This window comes from Francisella sp. 19X1-34 (assembly GCF_041102755.1).
Classification (GTDB): Bacteria; Pseudomonadota; Gammaproteobacteria; order Francisellales; family Francisellaceae; genus Francisella.
Window position 1 is genome coordinate 1 of the sequence record NZ_JBGCTX010000004.1, and the last position, 20,982, is coordinate 20,982.

Consider the following 20,982-nt stretch of genomic DNA (forward strand, 5'->3'; position numbering starts at 1 on the left):
TCAAAGTGCTCAAAGTGCTCAAAGTGCTCAAAGTGCTCAAAGTGCTCAAAGTGCTCAAAGTGCTCAAAGTGCTCAAAACAGCTACGATAACGTATCAAGCAATCAAACACAAGCTAATAATAAAAACAAATCATCTACCACATTGCAAAATACTACACCACAACAGACAGTTACAAAAAAATATATATTAACTAAGCAAGCACCTAGTGACCAGCTATCTTCATCTAACACAGTAGCAAACAGATCACAAACCACTCAAACACACAGTCAAAAAAACAAACTATCTAGTGGTTCAAGTATAAAAATCGATAATGACCCTACTCCTCCCGTAAAAAACTTCAATCCTAGCTACAGTCAGTTAATAGACTCCGGAGACAACTTTGCTTTTGATAGAAATATTGAACAATCATCTCAAGCAGGAGGTACTCCATCTTAAAATATAAACAAAACTATATTTAAGTATCAGTAAAATTTAACCGATTTTTCAGTTTACTTTTTATAAAAAAAACACTAGAATTACCGAGATATTGTATTAATAATAGTTAAATTAATGCCCAGGGAGGGTTTCTAATGTCTAAAGTTTGTATAGTTACAGGTAAAAGACCTGCTACTGGTAATAATGTGTCACATGCTCAAAATAAAACTAGAAGAAGATTTTTACCTAATCTTCACACTCATAGATTTTGGGTAGAAAGTGAGAACAGATACGTAAAATTAAAAGTTAGCTCTAAAGGTATGAGAATTATCGATAAAAAAGGTATTGATACTGTTCTTGAAGATCTTAGATCTCAAGGCCACAAAATTTAATAAGTTTCTAAAAAGGAAAAGAAAATGAGAGAAAAAATAAGATTAGTTTCTTCTGCTAAGACAGGACATTTTTATACAACTACTAAAAATAAAAGAGAAATGCCAAACAAAATGGAAATCAAAAAGTTTGATCCAGTAGTTCGTAAACACGTAATGTACAAAGAAGCTAAAATAAAATAATTGATAATTTCTAATTTAAGGCCTTACGCATGAAGCAAGCTTTTCATTTTAAAGGTGGTAACTATACAATCAGTGCCATTAATATTAATGTTACTGAGTTCACTCAGATTGAAAGTTTATTAAACTCTAAAGTTTCTCAATCTGAATCTTTTTTCCATAACACCCCCTTTGCTATAGATGTTAGAGATATAGATAAAGATGAAAAGTGCACAATAAGCTTCTTGGAGGACGTCATTGAAGCTTTTAAAACTAATGGAATGATTCCCGTAGGTTTTGTTGTTACTAATAAAGAGTTAAAGTCTCAACTAGCAAAAGCTGGCTATAACATCCTTAAAAATGGTAGATCTAACAAAGAAGCTTTGAGTAATGAAGAGCCCCATACATCAGCTAAGATAATCACCACACATGTTCGTACAGGCCAGTCTATCAATGCTAGAGATTGCGATGTAATAATAACAGCAAACGTTAATAATGGTGCTGAAGTTATCGCAGATGGAAGTGTTATAGTATATGGCAGAATAGGTGGTAGAGTTATCGCTGGAAGCTCAGGAAATAAAAATGCTAGGATAATCTGCAAAGATCTTAAAGCAGAACTAGTTTCAATTGCAGGGAAGTACGTTACCCTAAATAATGAAACAATTGTTGATGATAAAGATACTGATGGGTATATAGTTTATCTACAAGATGATAAAATACATATTGAAGGTTTTTAAAATACTAAGAGGCTTAAATAATGAGTGAAAAGAAACAAGGCAAAGTATTTGTAGTTACTTCAGGTAAAGGTGGTGTTGGTAAAACTACATCAAGTGCTGCTATTGCATATGCTTTTGCTAAAAGAGGCCTTAAGACTGTAGTTATTGACTTTGATGTAGGTTTAAGAAATCTAGATCTTATAATGGGCTGCGAAAGAAGAGTTGTTTATGACTTAATAAATGTTGTTAAAGAAGAAGCAACTATTAATCAAGCGATTATAAAAGATAAAAGAGTCGATAATCTATATATAATACCTGCTTCTCAGACTAGAGATAAAGATGCTCTAACGGAAGATGGTGTTGACAGAATCATAAAAGAACTTAAAAACTCTTTTGATATTATTTTATGTGACTCACCTGCTGGTATAGAAAAAGGTTCTTTAATGGCTATGAGATGTGCTGATGCAGCAATTATAGTTACAAACCCAGAGGTATCATCTGTAAGAGATTCTGATAGGATATTAGGAATGCTTTCTAGTAAGACTCTTAAAGCTCAAAAAGAAGGCGAGTTTAAAGAAGTGCATCTGATACTTAATAGATATGATTCTAGCAGAGCTAAAGCTGGAGCTATGCTTAAAGCTGAAGATGTAAGTGAAATCTTATATACTCCTATAGTTGGTATAATCCCTGAATCTAGAGATATCTTAGAAGCATCTAACAGTGGGCACCCTATAACTCATTTAGAGGATACTATAGCATCTAAAGCATTTTACGACTCTGTAGATAGAATACTTGGTAAAGATATACCAATGAGACATACAGAACAAAAAACAAGTTTCTTTAAAAAATTAATAGGTAAATCTTAATTATGTTTGCTAAACTTTTTGGATTAGAAAAAAAACAAAAGAGTGCTTCATTAGCAAAAGAAAGGTTACAGATAATAGTCGCTCATCAAAGGAGTGAACTACAACCTAAATCTTCTAGAATAAGCAGTCATTTGCTAGCTGAGCTTAAAGATGAAATCATTGAAGTTGTGAAAAAATATATTGCCCTATCTGAAGAGAATATCAGAGATATTGATCTAAAAGTTGAAGATAGTAGCAAAAACTCAACTATAGAAGTTAATATACCTTTTAATTAATTTCGATCATCATGAGTGATATCAGCTTTAATAATGTCTCTTTTTATAGAGATGATCGTTGTATTTATGATGATATTTCCTTCACTATCCCTTCAAATAAGATAACGACTATCCTTGGTCCCTCTGGTGCAGGCAAAACCACTGTTCTTCAATTAATAGCAGGCTTAATAAAGCCAGATATTGGCTCGATAAGTATAAATACTGCTATCATAAAAAGAAATACTAGAGAAAAAGAGCTTGAAAAACTACGTCGCAAGATGGGGTTTCTTTTCCAATCAGGGGCTCTTTTTACACATTTAAATGTGTATGAAAATATAGCATTTCCTTTAAGAAAAAATACTAGGCTTAATGAAAAACTAATTAGAAATATTGTATTACTAAAACTACAAGCTGTTGGACTAGTCCATACTGTAGATATGATGCCAAGTGAACTCTCTGGTGGAATGGCTCGTAGAGTTGCTTTAGCTAGATCTATAGCCATGGATCCAGATATTATGATGTATGATGAGCCTTTTACTGGTCAAGATCCTGCTTCATTTAATAAACTTTTAGAACTAATCTCTACATTAAATGAATCACTGAATATGACTTCTATTATAGTTTCTCATGATATTCAAGAGTCCTTAAAAATTTCTGATCATGTAATTATTGTTGGCAATAAAAAAGTTATCGCAAGTGATTCTCCAGAAAATATAAAAAATAGCTCTAACAAAAGAATTATAAATTTCTTAGCTGGTAAGCCTCTAGATGATCATAATGAAGATCAAAAAAATCTTGATAAAACTTTTTTTGAAAAAGAAATTTTAAGGAATTAATAATGTCTATTTTTAGTAAGATTTATAAACTAACTATCTCTCTAATCCATGACGCCTTAAAATCAATTCTATTAATAATAAATATTGTAATTAACAAATTTAGTATAAGAGACTGTATAACACAGATTAAATATGTTGGTGTTGACTCAATAATAATCATAGTAACATCGGGAATATTTATTGGCTTAGTATTAAGTCTTCAAGGATATTATACATTAGCTAAATTTGGAGCTCACTCTCTACTAGGTGTTATGGTAGCGCTTAGCGTACTTAGAGAGCTTGGCCCTGTTGTAACTGCTATGTTGTTTGCAGGGCGGGCATGTAGCTCAATCACCTCTGAGATAGGCTTAATGAAAGCTACTGACCAAATAAATAGTCTAAAAGTAATGAACGTTAACCCTATAAGCTTTATCCTATCTACCAGATTTTGGGCATGCATGATTAGTGGCCCGATTTTATCACTAATTTTTTGTACAGTTGCTATACTAGCTGGATTTGTCCTAGCTGAGGCTGGCCTTGGTATAAGCTATGGAGGATTTTGGAGCAATATACAGTCATCAGTTGTGTTATCTGATATATCTAATGGAGTAATTAAAAGTATCGTATTTGCTTTTATAACAGCATGGATTGCTTTATATCAGGGATATTATTGCACTGCCGATTCTAATGGCATTGCTAAAGCCACAACAAAGACTGTTGTCTACTGCTGCATGAGTATCTTAGGTGCAGATCTTATTTTAACATCGATTATGTTTGGAGGAGTTTAATGAGAAACAAATATTTTGAAGTCTCTGTAGGAATATTTATAATAATAGGAGTTTTATGCCTACTCTTTCTAACATTCAAAGTTAGTGATACATCTCTAAAATCGCTTAGTGAAGAAAAATTCACAGTAGAAGCTCAATTTAAAAATATTGGCTCATTACACACTAATGCATCAGTTAAAATAGCTGGTGTTGAAATTGGTAGAGTTACAAATATTTCTTTAGAAAAGACCTATAATGGATTTATGGCTGTAGTTAGTATGTCAATAAATGCAAATCAGAAGATTCCCGCAAACTACTCTGCTGCGATATCAATGTCCGGAATTTTAGGTGATAACTATATTTCGCTTAGTCCTCCAAAAGAAGATATCATGTCAATTGCTGGGCTAAATGATGACTCTAGCTCATCTGAAAAAGATAAATACTTACACCAAGGAAGTGTTATTGCCTTAGAAAACACACAATCAGCAATTGACTTAGGCTCACTAATAAATACATTTGTTGCCGGCAAAAATAGTGATTCTAATAGCAAATAACAAGCCTTGTTTCTTTCAAATTTAGCTTTTTTATATTAAAATTTAGCTCAATACATATTAATTAACTTTTGAGATTTTCAAATGATTCGTAAAACTTCAGTATTACTATTTTTACTAATTTTGAGCATATCTAGTGCCTGGGCAATACAAAACCCTGTAAATATGCTTAATAATACAATTGTAAAAACACAGAACAATCTTATCAAAAATGCTGGCGAATATAAAAAAGACCCGTATAAGCTACTACGTCTAGTTGATAATGAGATTATCCCAATAGTTGCACCTAAAGTAATTGCTCAACTCGTAGTTGGAACTGCTAAGTGGAAAAAAGCTACTCCTGAAGAACAAAAACAATTTATCAAATCTGCAACTGAAATGCTTACTTTCATGTATGCTAAAAATGTTGCCTATGCAGGTAAATATAGAATAACTCTATTCCCGTTTAATAAAGATGATAATAACTGGCAAAAGAAACCTATCGTTGTAGTAAATGGTAAAATAACAAACATAGATAATAACCAAAGTTCTGACTTTGCCATTAAAATGTTCCAAAAAAATGGCAAATGGCATATCTATGACTTTGATGTAGCTGGTGTAAGCATACTAAGAACATATCAGCAACAATTTGAACCTTATGCCAATATTGCAGAAATGACAAAAGCTGCTGAAAAAGTTACTACTCGAATCAAGAAAAAGAACTATCCAAAATTACTAGATAAAAACTATAACTTACAAAACCTAAAATGATACAAATAAATAACCACACCTGGACTATTGATAGTGAATTAACCCTAAAGACTGTTGCCTTGATATACAAAAATTTTAATAAAAGTCTTAAAAGCATATCTAATGCATGGATAATTGATTTTAAAGGTTGTAAAAAAACAGACAGCAGCGGACTTGCATTAATAATTGAGTATATCAAATATGCTCAAAATAATTCGATTGAATTAAAACTAAAAAATGTTGATCCAAAAATATTATCACTAGCAAAAGTACACGGAGCTAAAGATATTTTAGAGCAATTTATCAGTTAACTTTAAGAGAGAGAAAAATGACAAAAGAACAATTAAAAGATATTTTAGAAAATTCACTAAAAAACTGTACTGCAGATATCCAAAGTGACGATAATGTACACTTTTCGGCAACCATAATAGCTGATGATTTCAATGATATAAAAAGTAAAGTAAAAAGACAGCAGCTAGTTTATTCTAAAATAAACGAATATATCCTTTCTGGCGAACTTCATGCAATAGCAATGAAAACCATTGCTAAAAATGAGATTTAAAATCTATAGACTTCCTTTCACGCTCTATCAAATCAGTAATATTATTAATATTTAGACATATCCAGTCGACAGCTTCCCATCAACTTCCTCACCTATACTAGAGTTTTTACCAACCCATTTACCATCAATATTTTCACCTAGGAGAGGGATTGTACTAGACAATTTACCATCAACCTCCTCACCTATACTAGAGTTTTTACCAACCCACTTACCATCAACATTCTCACCTATATTAGATATTATGCTCTCGCTAGATTTTTTCTCTCCATTAATACTAGATCTTTGTTTCTGACTAATATTTCCTATAGCTAACATAGCCAACCCTAAACTAATTACCGCCACTATTAATCTTCTATAAAGCATTTTAAGTTAGAAACATCATTATTTATAATATTTCATTCTACTTATTAAAATAAATAAGTTCCATATCTTTAAAACTTCTTAAGATTCTAATTTAGAAAATAACCACTTAGTCTTAATAACTATATTTTGAATAAAATGATATTGTTTTAATTTACTAACTAAATATATTAGCTATTATATTAACTTTGCTCTTCTAAAGTCTGTACAGACGATGATAAAGAATCCGCATCGCCAGGCAAAGCTGCTTTAGCATCCCTTATTTGAGTATTTAGCTTACTTGTTTGGCTTTGAGTTGTATCATCTTTATCCACATTAGCCAAATCAATTACTGTACTATCTTTAGAGTATGCTTGGTCAAATTCTTCTTGAACTTGCGTAGCTTTATTAACTGTATCGATACTACTCTTAAACAACACCGGACGCTGAGATTTTTTATCTGAGGCTCCAGTTGTTGAAGCTACCTGAGAGGCTACATTATCACTATCTAAACCAAGAACACCTAGTACTGCTTGATCTGTTTGTAAAGTTGCATCATCTTTGCGTAAATCTTGTTTCAGTACTCGAGCCATACCATAATCATAATTTTGTAAGTAAGCATTCCTCATAGCAATATATGGATCAATAGATACTTCTTTTAAATTTGAGTATGCAGGTAGGTATGATACACCTTGGTTAACATAGTACGCACCTGTTACACCAGCACTAACTCCCCAAGAAACAGCAGCACCAACAGGGGCAAAGAAAAATATATATGTCAAAGGGTTAAATAGTGCGTCCACACCCATACTTACATCTTCTAGTGTTCCAGGACCTATAAGAGGCCATACCACATACGGAGATGCTTCACCCTCATCATATGCTCCCCATTTATGTAATGTAACTGCAAAACTTTGATGATAGCGCATAGGCTTTTTAAACCAACTATCTGCAACATCAAAATAACCTGCCACCATCATCACCTGCATAATCCCACTCACCCTGAAACATATCATTAACAACTCTAGCCGGCTCAGCTAAGTTATTGAATATGTTAAAAATACCAGTTTTTAATGTATTTGGGACTACTTTATCATAGGCATTTGCTGCTGGTGTTAAAGTATCATACGCAGCATCATTAAAAGCATATATTTTTCTATTATAATTTTCAAAAGGATCCCTCTTTTTAGTGGAGGTCTTAAGGCTAGAGCAACTACTTAACGTTATACTAAATATCGATAACCATACAATAGGGTTGGCTTTAAACTTCATTAAATTTTTCTCTTTTTTTATTTAAATTAAAAGTCCACTTAAAGGCAATTATAGTGAATTCCCCTATAAAACTCTAATAAATTTTTTTTAAGCATACATCTTTGATATTATTTACTAAATAAGATTGAAATCTTCTAATAATAAAATGAACAAAGTAAATATAGATAATAATGAAGTCAACAAATTCTCATCACTAGCAAAAACATGGTGGAATGCAAATGGCGAGCTAAAAACTCTACATCAAGTAAATCCATTGAGACTTGAGTTTGTTAAAAAATTCACAAACTTAGATAATAAAAATATTATTGATATTGGCTGTGGTGGTGGAATACTTACAGAGTCACTAGTTACCAAAGATAACAATGTTTATGGTCTAGATGCTTCTTTAGAAGCTATTAATGTTGCTAAAGAGCATTCCAAAGCAAGTGCTTTAAATATTAACTATATAAATTCGACTATTGAGGATTTTGCTGACAATAATAGCGTTGGATTTGATGTTGTAACATGTATGGAAATGCTTGAACATGTCCCAGATCCAGAAAGCATAATCGCCTCAGTAGCTAAAATTATTAAAAAAGATGGTATATTTTTTGCCTCTACTCTAAATAGAAACCTTAAATCATACTTGCTATCAATCGTTGCTGCTGAACATATCTTGAAAATGGTTCCTCAAGGGACTCACCAATATAGTAAATTTATCAAGCCTTATGAACTTATAAAGACGGCGGAGAAATATGGTTTTGAAGCATTAGAAATCACAGGTGTTCATTACAATCCCCTTTTAAATAACTTCAAGCTTGGCAAAGGTGCAGATATTAACTATATTATCGCATTTAAGAAGGTCTAAATATGCAATACAATTATTTTCACTATCCAAATGAAATGCTACCTCCTTATGGTTCTGTAATGTATTTCAGCTATCGTAAACTTGATGATAAAAGAAAAGAAACCCTTTATCTCCTTGACCAAATAAAATCTCAAATTATTTCTTGTACCGAATTATACAATAATATTGAAGTAGCTAATGAAAAGATGAACTGGTGGCTAAAAGAGCTAAATAACCTTAAAAATTCTAAAGCTATATCATCTCCTCAACTAAAAAAGCTAACTGAAGTATTTGATAATGATTTACTTTATAAGCATCTTGTCGATGATATTAGCCACTCAATTGATAATAGTAGTGCTACAGAAAGAAGTTTTATAGATCATATTGCAAAAAACTTTTTAGGAGTTGAGATACTAAAAGCTAAATATCTAAATAATTTCACAGAGATTGATGAAGATGCTATAAAACAACTAAATGCTAATAATGAGATAGTTAGACATATTTTCTGTATGCCTAAACACTTCTACAATCAAATATCTTTTGATGATAAAGTATCTCCTAATATGTCTGATGAGGATTTTAAGCATATAACATCTCAATGGCTAAATCTGTATAAGAAACAATCTTTAAATGGATCTCTCAAACCACTAGAGAAAATAAATAAAATTCACTACAAGATGATGAAAAAATATTTAAAAAAAATTAACAACCCATTTAAAGAAGCTTTAGAATTCTCTCCATTAACACTACTTTTTTATTCAGTATAAAATATCTCCTTTAATAGCCTCAAAGATAGAAATAGCAACAATATCATTTAAAATATGACTCCATTTATCTCAAATCTGGATTAATTTTTTTATATACTTCAATCAAGTATTTTATTGCCAAAGGTATCAATCTGTGTGTATATTCTAATTATATTGTTTTAAATATAGGGATATTTATGGAAATTAATACTGCTAAAAAAATGTCACTTTTTAGTGCTATTTTAATAGGTGTAACCTCTATGGTTGGTTCCGGCTGGCTATTTAGTGCTCAACTCACAGCAAAGAGTGCTGGTAATTGGGCTTTTTTAGCATGGATCTTGGCCGCTATTGTAGTTATGATGGTTGGTCTATGCTTGGCTAAAGTAGTTTCTATTTATCCTGTTCGAGGCGCAACTACTAGATCTAGTGCCCTATCTCACAACAGTGTTTTTGCGATGCCCTTTGCTTTTGCAAACTGGTTTGGAATTGTTGTAATGATCTCAACTGAAGCTCAAGCAACAACTCAGTATCTTGCTGGTATAAATGGTTTTGGTTGGTTGATGCATGGCGGCATTATTTCAATGTATGGTATGATGCTATCTTTATTTATATTAGTACTTTATCTTCTAATTAACTTTTATGGTGTAAAGCTACTTGCAAGTGTTAATAATGGTATAACAGTATTTAAGATGTTTGTGCCTGCTATCATAGTAATAATTTTTCTTATATACGCATTCACACATAGTGCAGATCATCATAGTTTAATGTCATCAGAAATACCAAATAACAATTTCTCAATTAATAATGCTTTAACTGCTATTGTAGCTGGTGGATTGATATATACATTTAATGGCTTTCAGATTGTTGTAGCTTATAGTAGTGAGATTAAGAACCCTTCTCGAAATGTACCATTAGCAATCATATTATCACTTTCACTAGTTTTAATATTATATATGGGGTTACAGTATGCATTTATGCAAGCAGTTCCACATGATTATCTAATTTCAAAAGGTGGTTGGGCTGGACTAGATTTTGAGTCTCCATTATTACAGCTAGCAACACTTATAGGACTAGGGTATATAGCTTTCTTATTAGTTATTGATAGTATTGTTAGTCCATCTGCAACTGGATACAGCTACCTTGGAGCTTCTTCTAGAATGCTATATGCAATGTCTGCTGAAGGTCAAATGCCAAGATACTTTGCTAAAATTAACAAAAAGGTTAATATCTCAAGAAGATCTCTAATTGCTAACTTCCTGATATGTACAGTTTTTCTAATGTTTTCTGATAACTGGGCAGCTTTAATGCTTATAGTTACAGGGTTTAATATAATCGGCTATATGGCTGCTCCTGTGAGTATGGGAGCAATTGCACCAAAACTGCGAATATTTGGATTGGTTGTCTTTGTATTACTAGCTTTACTTTTAAATACAGTAGAAGTTGCAACAAATATTCATCTAAGTATTATATTAGTAGTGCTTATGACTATCTTTGGAGCATTTGAATATCGAAGAGTTGGTTTTAAAAACCTATTTATACTGATTGCTCCATTTATAATATTTGTATGTATAGTATCTCCTTTTAATAACTACACTTTCGAAGGAGTTATAGCTGCTATATTTTATTTAATAGTAACTGATAAACGCTATGTCGCTTTCTGTAAAAAAACAGCTAATGAAAAGAATTTAGTTGAAGATTAGTTATAAATACCCAAGTGCTTAAATAGTAAACATAATAAGTTCTATAATCGTAATCTACCATTCCTTCTTACTCTAACTGTATATGACTTTGAACCTTCATACTTTTGGCCATCAATAGTATACTCTAACGTTACGTTAAGATCATACCTTCCCCGAGAAAGACCACTTGTATCAAAAAGCATAGGAATATTATTATCATCCCAATTACGGACTAATGTATCCCCCTGTGAAGGAGGGTTAGCTATTGACCTCCAACCTTGATCATCAGTAACTGAAATTGATGATATTTGATCAAATAAACTTCCAGATAACTCATAATGAACAGAAGTTGGATTACTATCACCATATAGTTTAAAATCATTAGGCAGATCCAGCATGTTTGTTGTTATATAGCTGCCAGTATATACAGACATATTATCAGCCAAATCAAACTCTATAACTGTATTAGTTGCAATTCTTTTTGGCCCACATGAGTTTAAAGCCTCCTCTACAGTCTGACCATTATATGTTGGTCCTAAGTTCTCCCACTCATCCCAGTCAGGATTATTAACATCAAGAGGATCATTACCATACTGACCATTTTGGCGATTTATATAAAAGTTACCTTCTCTAATTACAATATCATTCTCTAAGTATCTGATCTGATTACTCCATTCATAAATACCATCTATTTTCCAAGCATCTTTTTCATTATTGTCATATGGACTATTAGTTTTACTAGTTACTCTTGTTGTTACAAACCGTCTACCATCAAAAATAACTTTTGTACCAGTATTATACGAGACATTGTTACTATATGGTACAACCCAATCTAAACCTGTTATGGCTGAATCAGGTATAGATACTAACCATGCTTCGCTATTATTTGAAATATTAAACGGAGATTGACTAATCCACCACTGAGCTTCAAATAGCAGATTATTCTCATAGCAAATATCGCCAGTATTATAGACCTCACCATCAATACACTGTTTAAAGACACTTGTATCTATAGGAGGATACTCTCCTTGACAATTTAGATACTCTTGAGTAGGGTCTTGATTCCTATATGGGAAAATTATCTGTGCCGGAGTCAAATCTAGTGCTGACATTCCCGCGCTTAATATCGCTTGTAACTCTGAAGAAAGCTGATCAATTTCTTCTTGCTCTAAGGTAGGACCTAGATTATCCCAATGCTGAGTCCTAGTAGGCTCTTTTTTTGATGAATTATTTCTCTTACGATAAAAATTTTCCTGGTATAAAACAACACTACCTGCAGGATATTTATCAATATTTTCATTAAATTCATATATACCGCTTCCTACTTCCCAAGAACCACCATCATAAGGATCCTGAGTCTCTTCATTTTGAGTAACTCTAAACACAATTCCATCATATACCACTAAATCACCTATATCATATATTCCCCCCTGGGTATATGGAGATATCCACTGACTATTAGGATAGTATATTCGCCAATTTGTATTATTTGTAAAAGGTAGGCCAGTTGCTGCTGCATTTGCTTCAAACAATATACCATCTTCTGAGCATATATCACCTTGAGAATAACTTTCGCCTTCAACACATATCGGAAAGTTAACAGGATTTGGATATCTAATTCCATCAATATCATCATCACTATTTCTTACAAAGCTTACACATTCTAAAGCAGAGATATCCGCCAAAACACTTTCTAGTGGTGCTTGTATTATGCATGATTGCAAACCAGATGTACTATATACCCCTATAGATAAACGCCAAGCTCCATTCTCTAAAGCCCAACCTTGTGATAAAGCAAAATCTCCAGCATCAAAATCATTTGGTAAACTAAGAGAACTAGAAGATGTGCCATCAACATTAGTAAAAGTAAGAATATGGTTATTATTATCTATAGTTAAACTACCTACTTGCCCTACTCCTGCTTGTGTAAAACTACCGTTATCTAACTGTGTCGCAGAAAGTGCTCCTCTGTTAACTGCTGGAATATTTAAGGTTATAGTCGACTTATTTACTGAAGTATCTCTACTTCTTTGAGTATTACTTGGGACTCTTATATTTATGCTCTTTTGGCTATTATCCGCTGCTAGTGTTAGGTAATAATCAATAGTTCTCATAGTATAGCCACTTTCTGGTACTATAAATGAGTTAAAACGCTGATTAGAACTATCATCTATATGATTATTTCTAATTTCAAAATTATATGTCCCATTAGCAAAACTAGAGCTCCCAGAATTTATGCCTGGTACTATATTTTGCGTATATTCGAATGAATTATTAACAATAGCATTTCTAAACATTTGATGAGTCGAAACTTTATTATCTAAAAGATTCCTTTGACCTTGAACTAATTTTAATGATGAGCTTGACAAGGCAAAAAGCATAAACGCCATCAAGAATAACACAACAGCTATTACAATAGCTAAAACTAAAGCAGCTCCTTGTTGTTGATTATGTTTTCTTAAGTTCATACTTTTAATAAAAATCTATTACCTTCTAATAAGCTGAATAAAACAAAAAAATGCGAAAATTTAAAGAAATACTACATTAACACTTGATAAAAAGCAAAAAAAATGTTAAATGAAGAGATTTTTACTAATAGCTTAATTTAGCTTTAAAAAAATAATAAGAATTAAATGAAACTATTCTAGATTTTATCCAGCATTAAACATTCCAATGACCATCACTCGCCATTGGTACACAAGTCGCTCTTGTCAGACGACTAAATGTTTTACCTGTATTGTTATTATATCTTGCTCGACCTTGATTATAACTACCACTATAACTTCTTACTCTAAGGCCTCCGCTCCTATCAGCATTTGCCCAAAGTGTCATATATGTTTGACCATCATCTGTATAGTATGTCTTACTCTTACGGTTTTTTAAGCTATATGCTGCTTTTAGAAAAGCATAACCACTTGGACAAGTAAAGCGAATATTATCTCCACTGGTAGTATAGGCCATACCGTTACTCAAACTTCCAGATTTAGAACTTCTAAGACTATTAGGTGTTTCATAGCTAATTCTATCGGTTGATAATTGTGATTCTAGAGTATAGCTTAAACTTACTGATGGTAAAGATGTTACACCATCACTATCTTGTGCAATTGCATAAATATTATGACTACCCGCAGTATCAAAATCTATTGCTATATTACTCAGCGTTGAGGTCGATATTAATAGATTGTCATTTTCATCATAGAAATTATAAGTGTATATTCCTGTTCCCCCTGAAGATGGTGTAGTTATATTAACTACACAACTAAAGCGATCACAACTTCCTTTCTCGATAATTGGTGCTTTTATTATTCCACTACAAAGATCACGGAAATAATCAACCGTTTGACCTTCATATCTTGTACCTAAATCTTCCCAAGCACCCCATTGACCACTTGTTAATGGATTAACGCCATTATGATACCACTTTGCTCTATAGAAGTTAGATCCTGCCATTGCAATATTACCAGTTTTATATGTAATATCAGTATTCCAATCATAGATACCATCGATATCCCAACCACCTGTTTCATAAGGAGTTTGTCCCTCAGCAACCCAACCATTATTAACAAAGACCATATCATCAAAAAATACTCTTGTAATACTATCTCCGTAGGTAATATTATTAGAGTATGGAATCACCCAATCTAGTGATGGCATAAAAGGCCTCCATGCACCAGAATTGTTTGAAGGAGATTGTGTCGTATAGTACTGAGCTGAGAAAAGTATATTATTCTCATAACAAGTGTCTCCAAAGTTATAAACTTTTCCATTCTCACACTGAGCATATGTGGTTGTATCTATTTGAGGATATTCACCTGTGCATCTAAGATATAGTAAATCTTGAGGATCCATAACATTTAAATTTTGTCTGTATGGAAACTCTATACCATAAGCAGGATAGCCAGAAGCTGGAATATTCTCATAATCACTTCCTAATAATCTCCAATTTGTTAAATCTACACTTGGATTCACAGAACCTTGATTATCATTAATAGCTTCATAAAACTCATTATTAAATATTACTACCTTATTCCTATCATAGAATACTCTGTCATCAAAATTATAAACTCCATTAATTTCCCAACCTGAATTAGGCTCTAGAGGTGAGCTAATCTGATCTTTTTGTGTATTTACAAATAGCTTACCTCCATAAACTACCTGATCATTTTTTTGGTATATCACCTTATCTGTAAATGGAGAAACCCAATCTGCAGTTGGGTAGTAAACCTGCCACTTAGACGCATCCTGGAAGGGTAAGGTATTTACAGCGGCATTCTTGCCTTTTTGCTTAAGAGCCTCAAATAAAATTCCATGCTCCAAACATATTGCTCCTTCTTGATAATTACCATTTTCTATACATCTATTATAGCCTTGAGGATTCGGATATTTTGCAAACAACTGTACAACAGAACCTCCGCCCTCATCAATGGTCGCACAGCCCAAATTAGCAAAATCAGCCTCAAAATTTTGTAACGTTGATACTATAACACAAGCTTTTTCACTATCAGCATCATAAATGCCTATCAATAGCTCCCATAAACCATTATTTAGACGCCACCCTTGAACTAGAGATAAATTTCCCGAGTTAAAAGTCCCAGATAAATCAAGAGTTGAAATCACTCCTTGAGTATTTGTAAAAGTTAAGACATAGCTATTATTATCAATAGATAAATCTCCTATATGCCCAACATCAGCATCGGTCAAAACTCCACTTCCAGAGCTCAGCTGATTTGATAGAAGGTTATTAAAATTAATTGCTGGAACATTTAATGAAATAGTTGATTTATTTATTGAAGCATCAATACTTCTTTGAGTACTACTTGGAACTCTTATAGTCATATTTTTGTTCAACTTGTCAAAAGCTATTCGCAAATAATAATCTATAGTTCTCATCGTATAACCACTTTCTGGGATTATAAAAGACCCAAAACGTTGATTAGCATCATTTTGAATATGATTATTTGTAACCTCAAAGGTATATGAACTACCACTGTTAAGTAATACACTTCCTGAATTTGCTGATGGTATAGTATTTTGATTATATAAAAATGCTTGATCAACAGCAGCATTTCTAAATGCCCGATGTACCGCTATTTTGTTTTGTAGATGATCTTTTCTGGATTTTGCTAATAACAGTGATGAATGAGATAAAGCAAAAATTAAGTACCCCATCATTATCAATACAAGAGCTACTGAGATAGCAAAAATTAAAGCTGCCCCTCGTTGATTATGATTGCTTATTTTTACTCTCATATCACTTATAATTTAAATACCTAAATGTCTATCAAGATATAAAAACACCAAAATAGTAACCTAAACAATAATACAATTATAACACACTATATATCCCAGTGCCCATCACTCTCATCTGGAACACAAACTGCTCTTGTATAATAGTTTCTATATTTAAATCTTTCCTTCTTACCTTTTAAGTTATTTTGATATAAAACCGACGATCCTGTATACACTACAGAACCAGCTGAATCTGTATTTCTATCCGCTAAGATTCTAACTCCTTTCATTAAATATGTAGAGCCATCATATGTTTTATAAGTTTCTTGCTTTCTACTTTTAATAGTCTCTGCACCTTTTATAAAACTATATCCAGTTGGGCAATTAAATGTAATATAATCTGTAGTTGCTGTAACAGTAAGACCACTATTTGAAAACAGTTTATCTGTATATCGAGGACCATAACCAGTTGGGTCTAAATATGTTATCGGATCTTTTGTTAGCTGTGACTCTATATTATAATCCAGAGTAATTGATGGATGAGATATAGTTCCCTCACTATCTTCTGCTATTGCATGAATAGTATAATCTCCAGCGGCATCAAAGTTAATAGTAACACTATTTTGCGCTGATGTGGATAACAATAGATTATTATCCTGATCATAGAATTTATAAGTATATATTCCTGTTCCACCTGTAGATTGTTTAGCTATATTAACCACACAACTAAATCTGTCACAAGTACCTTTTTCTATAATTGGTGCACTTATTATTCCATTACAAAGATCAAGATAATAATCAGCAATTTGTCCTTCATACCTAGTACCTAAATCTTGCCATGCCCCCCATTGACCACTCACTAAAGGATCTTCTCCTTTATTATACCACTTAGCTTTATAAAAATTATTTCCCGATATTACTATATCTCCTGCTTTATAGGTAACTCCTGAACTCCATTCATAAATACCATCAATATCCCAAGTTCCAGATTGATAAGGATTTTCACCTTCCCCTATCCAGTTATTATTAACAAATACCTTACCATCAAACAACACTTTTGTAATATTATTTCCATAGGTAACGTTATTAGTATATGGAGTTACCCATTCAAGTGATGGTATAAATAATCTCCATGCGTTTGGATTATAAAATGGAGATTCAGTTGTATAATACTGTGCTGTAAATAACATATTATTCTCATAACACATATCACCAAACTCATAAGTCTGTCCATTTATACATTGTTTATATGTAGTTGTATTGATTTGCGGAAGTTGGCCTGTACATCTAAGATACAATAAATCTTCTGGATTATTTACATCCAAATCTAACCTATATGGAAATATTATTTTGACCGGTTTATAATCACTAGTAGTAGTTCCTGAGAAAACATTAGTCTGTGCTTCTGTAGGTAGCTCATTTATGTTTTCTTGCTTTAAAGTACTACCAATATTTGTCCAACGAGAATATGATGAAGGCACAGTATCCACTCTGTCAACTGTATTGTTAGCTTGATAAAATTCTCCATTATATGTAACAATATCGCCACTTAAATAACGTACTTTTGAATTCCATGCATAAACACCATCGACTCGCCAATTTTTATTACTAAAGGGGTCTGATTGTTGATTATTAGTGGTACTTCTAAAAACAATACCATCATATGCTACTAAATTGCCATTATTATAGCTCGTACCTTGAGTATATGGAGTAATCCAATCTGAAGCTGGATAATATACTCTCCAAGCCCTAGCCCTTTGGAAAGGAAGTTTTGCTCTACTATGATTTTTTGAAGCAGCAAATAAAATACCATCTTCTTGACATATATCTCCTTGAGAGTATCTATCACCCTCAACACATAATGGATAACTTGTAGGATTTGGATATTTTGCAATTAATTGACCTGGTGTTTTAACTTCACTATCAAGAGGCACACACTCTAATGAAGAGAAATTACTTTCAAAGTTCTCTAATGTTGAGTTTATAACACAACCCTCTTCAGTCTCTGGATTAAAGACACCTATAGATAAGCTCCAAAGACCATCTTTTAGTACCCAACCTTGTGACAAAGTTAATGTCCCTGATTCAAAGCCAGATAGATTAAGCGTTTTAGGGTCCGCACCATCTTTAGCCGTAAACTCAAGAGTTTGAGTATTACCATCGACCGTTAAACTACCTACATAACCAACTTCTTTATCTGTAAGAGTCTTAGTTGCATTTAGCTGGCTTTCAGAAAGCTCATTAAAATTAATAGCTGGAATATTAAGAGATATTGTTGACTTGTCTATCAAACTATCGAAGCTAGGTTGTGTAATACTAGGTACATTTATGACGATATTTTTTACACGATTAGCCAAAGTCATATTGACATAATACTCTCTAGTTCTCATAGTGTAATTACCTTCAGGAATTACAAAAGCACTAGAACCACTTGAGGCGTCACTATTAGAAATTTCGACTGTATACTGAGCATTACTCCCATTTAAACTTTTTGACTCTGTAGAACCAGAAGGTATTGTATTTTCATTGTAGACAAACTGCGATCCAGAGGCTACACCAGCTTTAAATGCCTGTTGGATTTGAATTCTTTTTTCTAAATTTTGCTTTTCAGATTTCTGTATAAAAAGGTCAGAGCGAACTAAAGCAAAAAGCAAGAATCCCATTATCATAAGAACTGCTGCTACTGAAATAGCAAAAACTAATGCAACACCATCATTATACTTTCTTTTTCTAAGACTCATACACAATTCTCTAACTAACTTAATCCACTTATACCATTAAAAGACAACACAACCTCTTGATCTTGTCCATCTAACTTATAATCAATTTTTATTCCACGTATCTCACGATACCACTGTCTTTTATTTGTTTGAGCTGTTACTTCTTGCCACTGTTGATTCTGTCCTGCAGTTTTATAACTTATATGCAAATCACTAACACCTCTAAGTAACACCTGATCTGTTTCACTACCATTATTACTATATGACTTTTCATATAGCTCAAACTCTTTATTACCATCACTATCTACTTGGCCAGTATCTCTAACATAAACTACTCTTATAGTATAACCAGTATATAAAATTGATCCAGCAGGATAGCTTTGACCAATAGGACTTGCCAAATTAAAAGTTGTACTACCATCATTAGTCTGAGCAGAATCTCTTAGCAAAAGACTTTGGTTCGTATCATCCGTAAGCATCATATATTGGCTAGTTCCAGGATACACTTTACTAAAGCTTATAGTTTGATCTGTAGCACTAACTGGGTTTTCAAGGGTTATTGGAAAATCTATAGTTTGTAAAACCAGTACGTCTGTACCTTGTTGAGCATCTGCTGGAAAATTAGAACTATCAACTAATGGTGCAGGTTGAGCATATATCAAAGGATAATCAAAAGGATTTATTTCTGGTGTTGGATTTATTGCAGTATTTCTTTTTTTTAGGATAGAGTACGTAGCATTACCAGTAATATAAGCACTATCAATTAAATTAGTAAAAATAAGTCTAGCTTCGACATTATTCTTATATGAGTCAAGATTTTGCACCGAAGTATCAAAGCTTCTCCTTGCATGGTAAAAAGTATCAACAAGTAGAAAGGATACTATAACCATTATAGTAACACTTACTAGTACCTCTACTAAAGACATCCCTTTTTGTTTTTTAGTCGAAAACATAAAACTTCTAACCCAACTTGAAGTATTTACTACCACACGTTTTAGATTCTATAACATATAAAACTAGTTTTAAAAGATTTTATATGTTTATACTAAAATATAATTTACTACATAAATACGATTAAGTTTTAATATATATAAACTTAATAGTGCACTAATTATTTCTTGCTAACAAGAGGTCACATGAGTTATCATAGCCACCTAAATGATTATACTTAATAACATCTTTTAGCCTTTTTTGATATTCTTGCCCTTCTAAAGAAGAGTACTCACCTAAAGTATCTATCAAGCTATCGACATCTTCTTTTTGTATACTACTTGTAGCTCTAACATGTCTAAACTTAGTAAATTTTTGACCAGTATTTAACTTATAATAATAAGCTAAAACGCTATCACCAACATCGTTAAATATCTCAATTTGAGCATCTGAGCGTTTTGCTTTTACTCCACAATTTTTTTCAAAGCAATGTAAACCAAAGTAGTTATTATACTTAACTGCAAATCTAGAAGTTCCCCAGCCTGTTTCTAATATTGCTTGTGCTATAACTAAGCTTCTAGGAGCTATATTTACTCTGATTAATAAATCATCAACCTGCTTTGTCAACGGTTGATGGCTTGAAACCTTATAGAATTGAGTATATTTTTTAAGCATTGCTAACTGTTGTTTATTTAAACTTTTTTGCTTATCTAAATCTCCTTGTAGATTTAAGATACTTTCTCTTTCCCTACATATTTCCTTATTTGCTTCTTTAATTTCCTTTGACATAAAGTTAATAAAGAGTTTTTTCTTTTTCGCAACATCCTTAATATTAGCAAAGTCAGGTTTATTGTTATCTAGCTTAACTGAATCTGTTGCTAAGTGATACTTATTAGAATTAGCAAAACCTAAACTAGAAATTAATAAAATAATTAAAATATAATATTTTTTATTAAATTTAACACTCAACATATATATAACAAACCTTCAAAAAATAAAACTATATCTACTAAATATA

The 20,982-nt window shown here is 32.2% G+C and carries 21 protein-coding genes and 1 pseudogene; 15 read left to right on the forward strand and 7 right to left on the reverse strand.

The genetic code is table 11. From position 1 onward, the window contains the following. The 12 genes from AB8E56_RS01020 to AB8E56_RS01075 form a co-directional block, all read left to right on the forward strand. On the forward strand, window positions 1-436 hold a 436-nt coding region (locus tag AB8E56_RS01020), incomplete at its 5' end, for a hypothetical protein (protein ID WP_329477039.1). Window positions 437-570: 134 nt separating this feature from the next. Continuing rightward, on the forward strand, window positions 571-807 hold the full coding sequence (rpmB, locus tag AB8E56_RS01025; protein ID WP_072711370.1) for a 50S ribosomal protein L28: 237 nt from the start codon (window positions 571-573) through the stop codon (window positions 805-807). 24 nt (window positions 808-831) lie between these two features. Further along, window positions 832-987, forward strand: coding sequence for a 50S ribosomal protein L33 (gene rpmG, locus AB8E56_RS01030; protein WP_004286519.1), 156 nt, complete (start codon window positions 832-834; stop codon window positions 985-987). 29 nt (window positions 988-1,016) lie between these two features. Next, complete coding sequence (gene minC / locus AB8E56_RS01035) at window positions 1,017-1,700, forward strand: septum site-determining protein MinC (RefSeq protein ID WP_329477053.1); 684 nt, start codon at window positions 1,017-1,019, stop codon at window positions 1,698-1,700. A 20-nt stretch (window positions 1,701-1,720) separates the two neighbouring features. Beyond that, on the forward strand, window positions 1,721-2,545 hold the full coding sequence (gene minD / locus AB8E56_RS01040; protein WP_329477055.1) for a septum site-determining protein MinD: 825 nt from the start codon (window positions 1,721-1,723) through the stop codon (window positions 2,543-2,545). Between the two features lie 2 nt (window positions 2,546-2,547). Further along, entirely contained in the window at window positions 2,548-2,820 is a 273-nt protein-coding gene (gene minE, locus AB8E56_RS01045; RefSeq protein WP_150466760.1) for a cell division topological specificity factor MinE, read from the forward strand. Window positions 2,821-2,831: 11 nt separating this feature from the next. Further along, window positions 2,832-3,635: an ATP-binding cassette domain-containing protein gene (locus AB8E56_RS01050; protein WP_329477058.1), complete on the forward strand. Its 804-nt coding sequence runs from the start codon at window positions 2,832-2,834 to the stop codon at window positions 3,633-3,635. A gap of 2 nt (window positions 3,636-3,637) precedes the next feature. Then, complete coding sequence (locus AB8E56_RS01055; protein WP_329477060.1) at window positions 3,638-4,402, forward strand: MlaE family lipid ABC transporter permease subunit; 765 nt, start codon at window positions 3,638-3,640, stop codon at window positions 4,400-4,402. After that, window positions 4,402-4,935: an outer membrane lipid asymmetry maintenance protein MlaD gene (gene mlaD, locus AB8E56_RS01060; RefSeq protein ID WP_329477062.1), complete on the forward strand. Its 534-nt coding sequence runs from the start codon at window positions 4,402-4,404 to the stop codon at window positions 4,933-4,935. Before AB8E56_RS01055 ends, mlaD begins: the two co-directional genes overlap by 1 nt. A gap of 81 nt (window positions 4,936-5,016) precedes the next feature. Next, window positions 5,017-5,682 (forward strand): ABC transporter substrate-binding protein, encoded by a 666-nt coding sequence (locus tag AB8E56_RS01065; protein WP_329477064.1) that lies wholly within the window; start codon window positions 5,017-5,019, stop codon window positions 5,680-5,682. Then, the gene (locus tag AB8E56_RS01070) at window positions 5,679-5,972 is read left to right on the forward strand and encodes an STAS domain-containing protein (RefSeq protein WP_329477066.1); all 294 of its coding nucleotides are present in this window, start codon (window positions 5,679-5,681) and stop codon (window positions 5,970-5,972) included. Before AB8E56_RS01065 ends, AB8E56_RS01070 begins: the two co-directional genes overlap by 4 nt. A 17-nt stretch (window positions 5,973-5,989) precedes the next feature. Next, on the forward strand, window positions 5,990-6,223 hold the full coding sequence (locus tag AB8E56_RS01075) for a BolA/IbaG family iron-sulfur metabolism protein (protein WP_329477068.1): 234 nt from the start codon (window positions 5,990-5,992) through the stop codon (window positions 6,221-6,223). A 51-nt stretch (window positions 6,224-6,274) separates the two neighbouring features. Here the strand turns inward: AB8E56_RS01075 and AB8E56_RS01080 are convergent, their stop codons facing one another. Together AB8E56_RS01080 and AB8E56_RS01085 are read right to left on the reverse strand one after the other, a co-directional pair. Further along, window positions 6,275-6,565, reverse strand: a complete 291-nt coding sequence (locus AB8E56_RS01080) for a hypothetical protein (RefSeq protein WP_329477070.1) — start codon at window positions 6,563-6,565, stop codon at window positions 6,275-6,277. Between the two features lie 200 nt (window positions 6,566-6,765). Next, window positions 6,766-7,834 (reverse strand): annotated as a pseudogene (locus AB8E56_RS01085) (VacJ family lipoprotein). Between the two features lie 145 nt (window positions 7,835-7,979). On the opposite strand from AB8E56_RS01085, the gene ubiG reads away from it, so the two are divergent. The 3 genes from ubiG to AB8E56_RS01100 all read left to right on the forward strand — a co-directional run bounded on the left by ubiG (window position 7,980) and on the right by AB8E56_RS01100 (window position 11,106). Beyond that, entirely contained in the window at window positions 7,980-8,681 is a 702-nt protein-coding gene (gene ubiG, locus AB8E56_RS01090) for a bifunctional 2-polyprenyl-6-hydroxyphenol methylase/3-demethylubiquinol 3-O-methyltransferase UbiG (RefSeq protein WP_329477072.1), read from the forward strand. A gap of 2 nt (window positions 8,682-8,683) precedes the next feature. Beyond that, a complete protein-coding gene (locus tag AB8E56_RS01095) occupies window positions 8,684-9,427 on the forward strand; it encodes a hypothetical protein (RefSeq protein WP_329477074.1) in 744 nt (247 codons plus the stop codon). A gap of 176 nt (window positions 9,428-9,603) precedes the next feature. Further along, window positions 9,604-11,106, forward strand: coding sequence for an APC family permease (locus tag AB8E56_RS01100; protein WP_329477076.1), 1,503 nt, complete (start codon window positions 9,604-9,606; stop codon window positions 11,104-11,106). A 41-nt stretch (window positions 11,107-11,147) separates the two neighbouring features. On the opposite strand, the gene AB8E56_RS01105 is transcribed toward AB8E56_RS01100, so the two are convergent. The 5 genes from AB8E56_RS01105 to AB8E56_RS01125 all read right to left on the reverse strand — a co-directional run bounded on the left by AB8E56_RS01105 (window position 11,148) and on the right by AB8E56_RS01125 (window position 20,936). Further along, window positions 11,148-13,553, reverse strand: a complete 2,406-nt coding sequence (locus AB8E56_RS01105; RefSeq protein WP_329477078.1) for a hypothetical protein — start codon at window positions 13,551-13,553, stop codon at window positions 11,148-11,150. A gap of 193 nt (window positions 13,554-13,746) precedes the next feature. Then, window positions 13,747-16,335 carry a hypothetical protein gene (locus tag AB8E56_RS01110; protein WP_329477080.1) on the reverse strand — a complete coding sequence of 863 codons (2,589 nt, stop codon included), beginning with the start codon at window positions 16,333-16,335 and terminating at the stop codon, window positions 13,747-13,749. Window positions 16,336-16,421: 86 nt separating this feature from the next. After that, the gene (locus tag AB8E56_RS01115) at window positions 16,422-19,055 is read right to left on the reverse strand and encodes a carbohydrate-binding protein (RefSeq protein ID WP_329477082.1); all 2,634 of its coding nucleotides are present in this window, start codon (window positions 19,053-19,055) and stop codon (window positions 16,422-16,424) included. A gap of 14 nt (window positions 19,056-19,069) precedes the next feature. Further along, a complete protein-coding gene (locus AB8E56_RS01120) occupies window positions 19,070-19,987 on the reverse strand; it encodes a type II secretion system protein (protein ID WP_329477084.1) in 918 nt (305 codons plus the stop codon). A gap of 154 nt (window positions 19,988-20,141) precedes the next feature. Next, window positions 20,142-20,936 (reverse strand): glucosaminidase domain-containing protein, encoded by a 795-nt coding sequence (locus AB8E56_RS01125; RefSeq protein ID WP_329477086.1) that lies wholly within the window; start codon window positions 20,934-20,936, stop codon window positions 20,142-20,144. Window positions 20,937-20,982 lie beyond the last annotated feature (46 nt).

Excerpts from the sequence above, each read along its gene's own strand:
- rpmB (WP_072711370.1), top strand. The coding sequence starts at position 571 with ATGTCTAAAGTTTGTATAGTTACAGGTAAAAGACCTGCTACTGGTAAT.
- rpmG (WP_004286519.1), top strand. The coding sequence starts at position 832 with ATGAGAGAAAAAATAAGATTAGTTTCTTCTGCTAAGACAGGACATTTT.
- minC (WP_329477053.1), top strand. The coding sequence starts at position 1,017 with ATGAAGCAAGCTTTTCATTTTAAAGGTGGTAACTATACAATCAGTGCC.
- minD (WP_329477055.1), top strand. The coding sequence starts at position 1,721 with ATGAGTGAAAAGAAACAAGGCAAAGTATTTGTAGTTACTTCAGGTAAA.
- minE (WP_150466760.1), top strand. The coding sequence starts at position 2,548 with ATGTTTGCTAAACTTTTTGGATTAGAAAAAAAACAAAAGAGTGCTTCA.
- AB8E56_RS01050 (WP_329477058.1), top strand. The coding sequence starts at position 2,832 with ATGAGTGATATCAGCTTTAATAATGTCTCTTTTTATAGAGATGATCGT.
- AB8E56_RS01055 (WP_329477060.1), top strand. The coding sequence starts at position 3,638 with ATGTCTATTTTTAGTAAGATTTATAAACTAACTATCTCTCTAATCCAT.
- mlaD (WP_329477062.1), top strand. The coding sequence starts at position 4,402 with ATGAGAAACAAATATTTTGAAGTCTCTGTAGGAATATTTATAATAATA.
- AB8E56_RS01065 (WP_329477064.1), top strand. The coding sequence starts at position 5,017 with ATGATTCGTAAAACTTCAGTATTACTATTTTTACTAATTTTGAGCATA.
- AB8E56_RS01070 (WP_329477066.1), top strand. The coding sequence starts at position 5,679 with ATGATACAAATAAATAACCACACCTGGACTATTGATAGTGAATTAACC.
- AB8E56_RS01075 (WP_329477068.1), top strand. The coding sequence starts at position 5,990 with ATGACAAAAGAACAATTAAAAGATATTTTAGAAAATTCACTAAAAAAC.
- ubiG (WP_329477072.1), top strand. The coding sequence starts at position 7,980 with ATGAACAAAGTAAATATAGATAATAATGAAGTCAACAAATTCTCATCA.
- AB8E56_RS01095 (WP_329477074.1), top strand. The coding sequence starts at position 8,684 with ATGCAATACAATTATTTTCACTATCCAAATGAAATGCTACCTCCTTAT.
- AB8E56_RS01100 (WP_329477076.1), top strand. The coding sequence starts at position 9,604 with ATGGAAATTAATACTGCTAAAAAAATGTCACTTTTTAGTGCTATTTTA.
- AB8E56_RS01105 (WP_329477078.1), bottom strand. The coding sequence starts at position 13,553 with ATGAACTTAAGAAAACATAATCAACAACAAGGAGCTGCTTTAGTTTTA.
- AB8E56_RS01110 (WP_329477080.1), bottom strand. The coding sequence starts at position 16,335 with ATGAGAGTAAAAATAAGCAATCATAATCAACGAGGGGCAGCTTTAATT.
- AB8E56_RS01115 (WP_329477082.1), bottom strand. The coding sequence starts at position 19,055 with ATGAGTCTTAGAAAAAGAAAGTATAATGATGGTGTTGCATTAGTTTTT.
- AB8E56_RS01120 (WP_329477084.1), bottom strand. The coding sequence starts at position 19,987 with ATGTTTTCGACTAAAAAACAAAAAGGGATGTCTTTAGTAGAGGTACTA.
- AB8E56_RS01125 (WP_329477086.1), bottom strand. The coding sequence starts at position 20,936 with ATGTTGAGTGTTAAATTTAATAAAAAATATTATATTTTAATTATTTTA.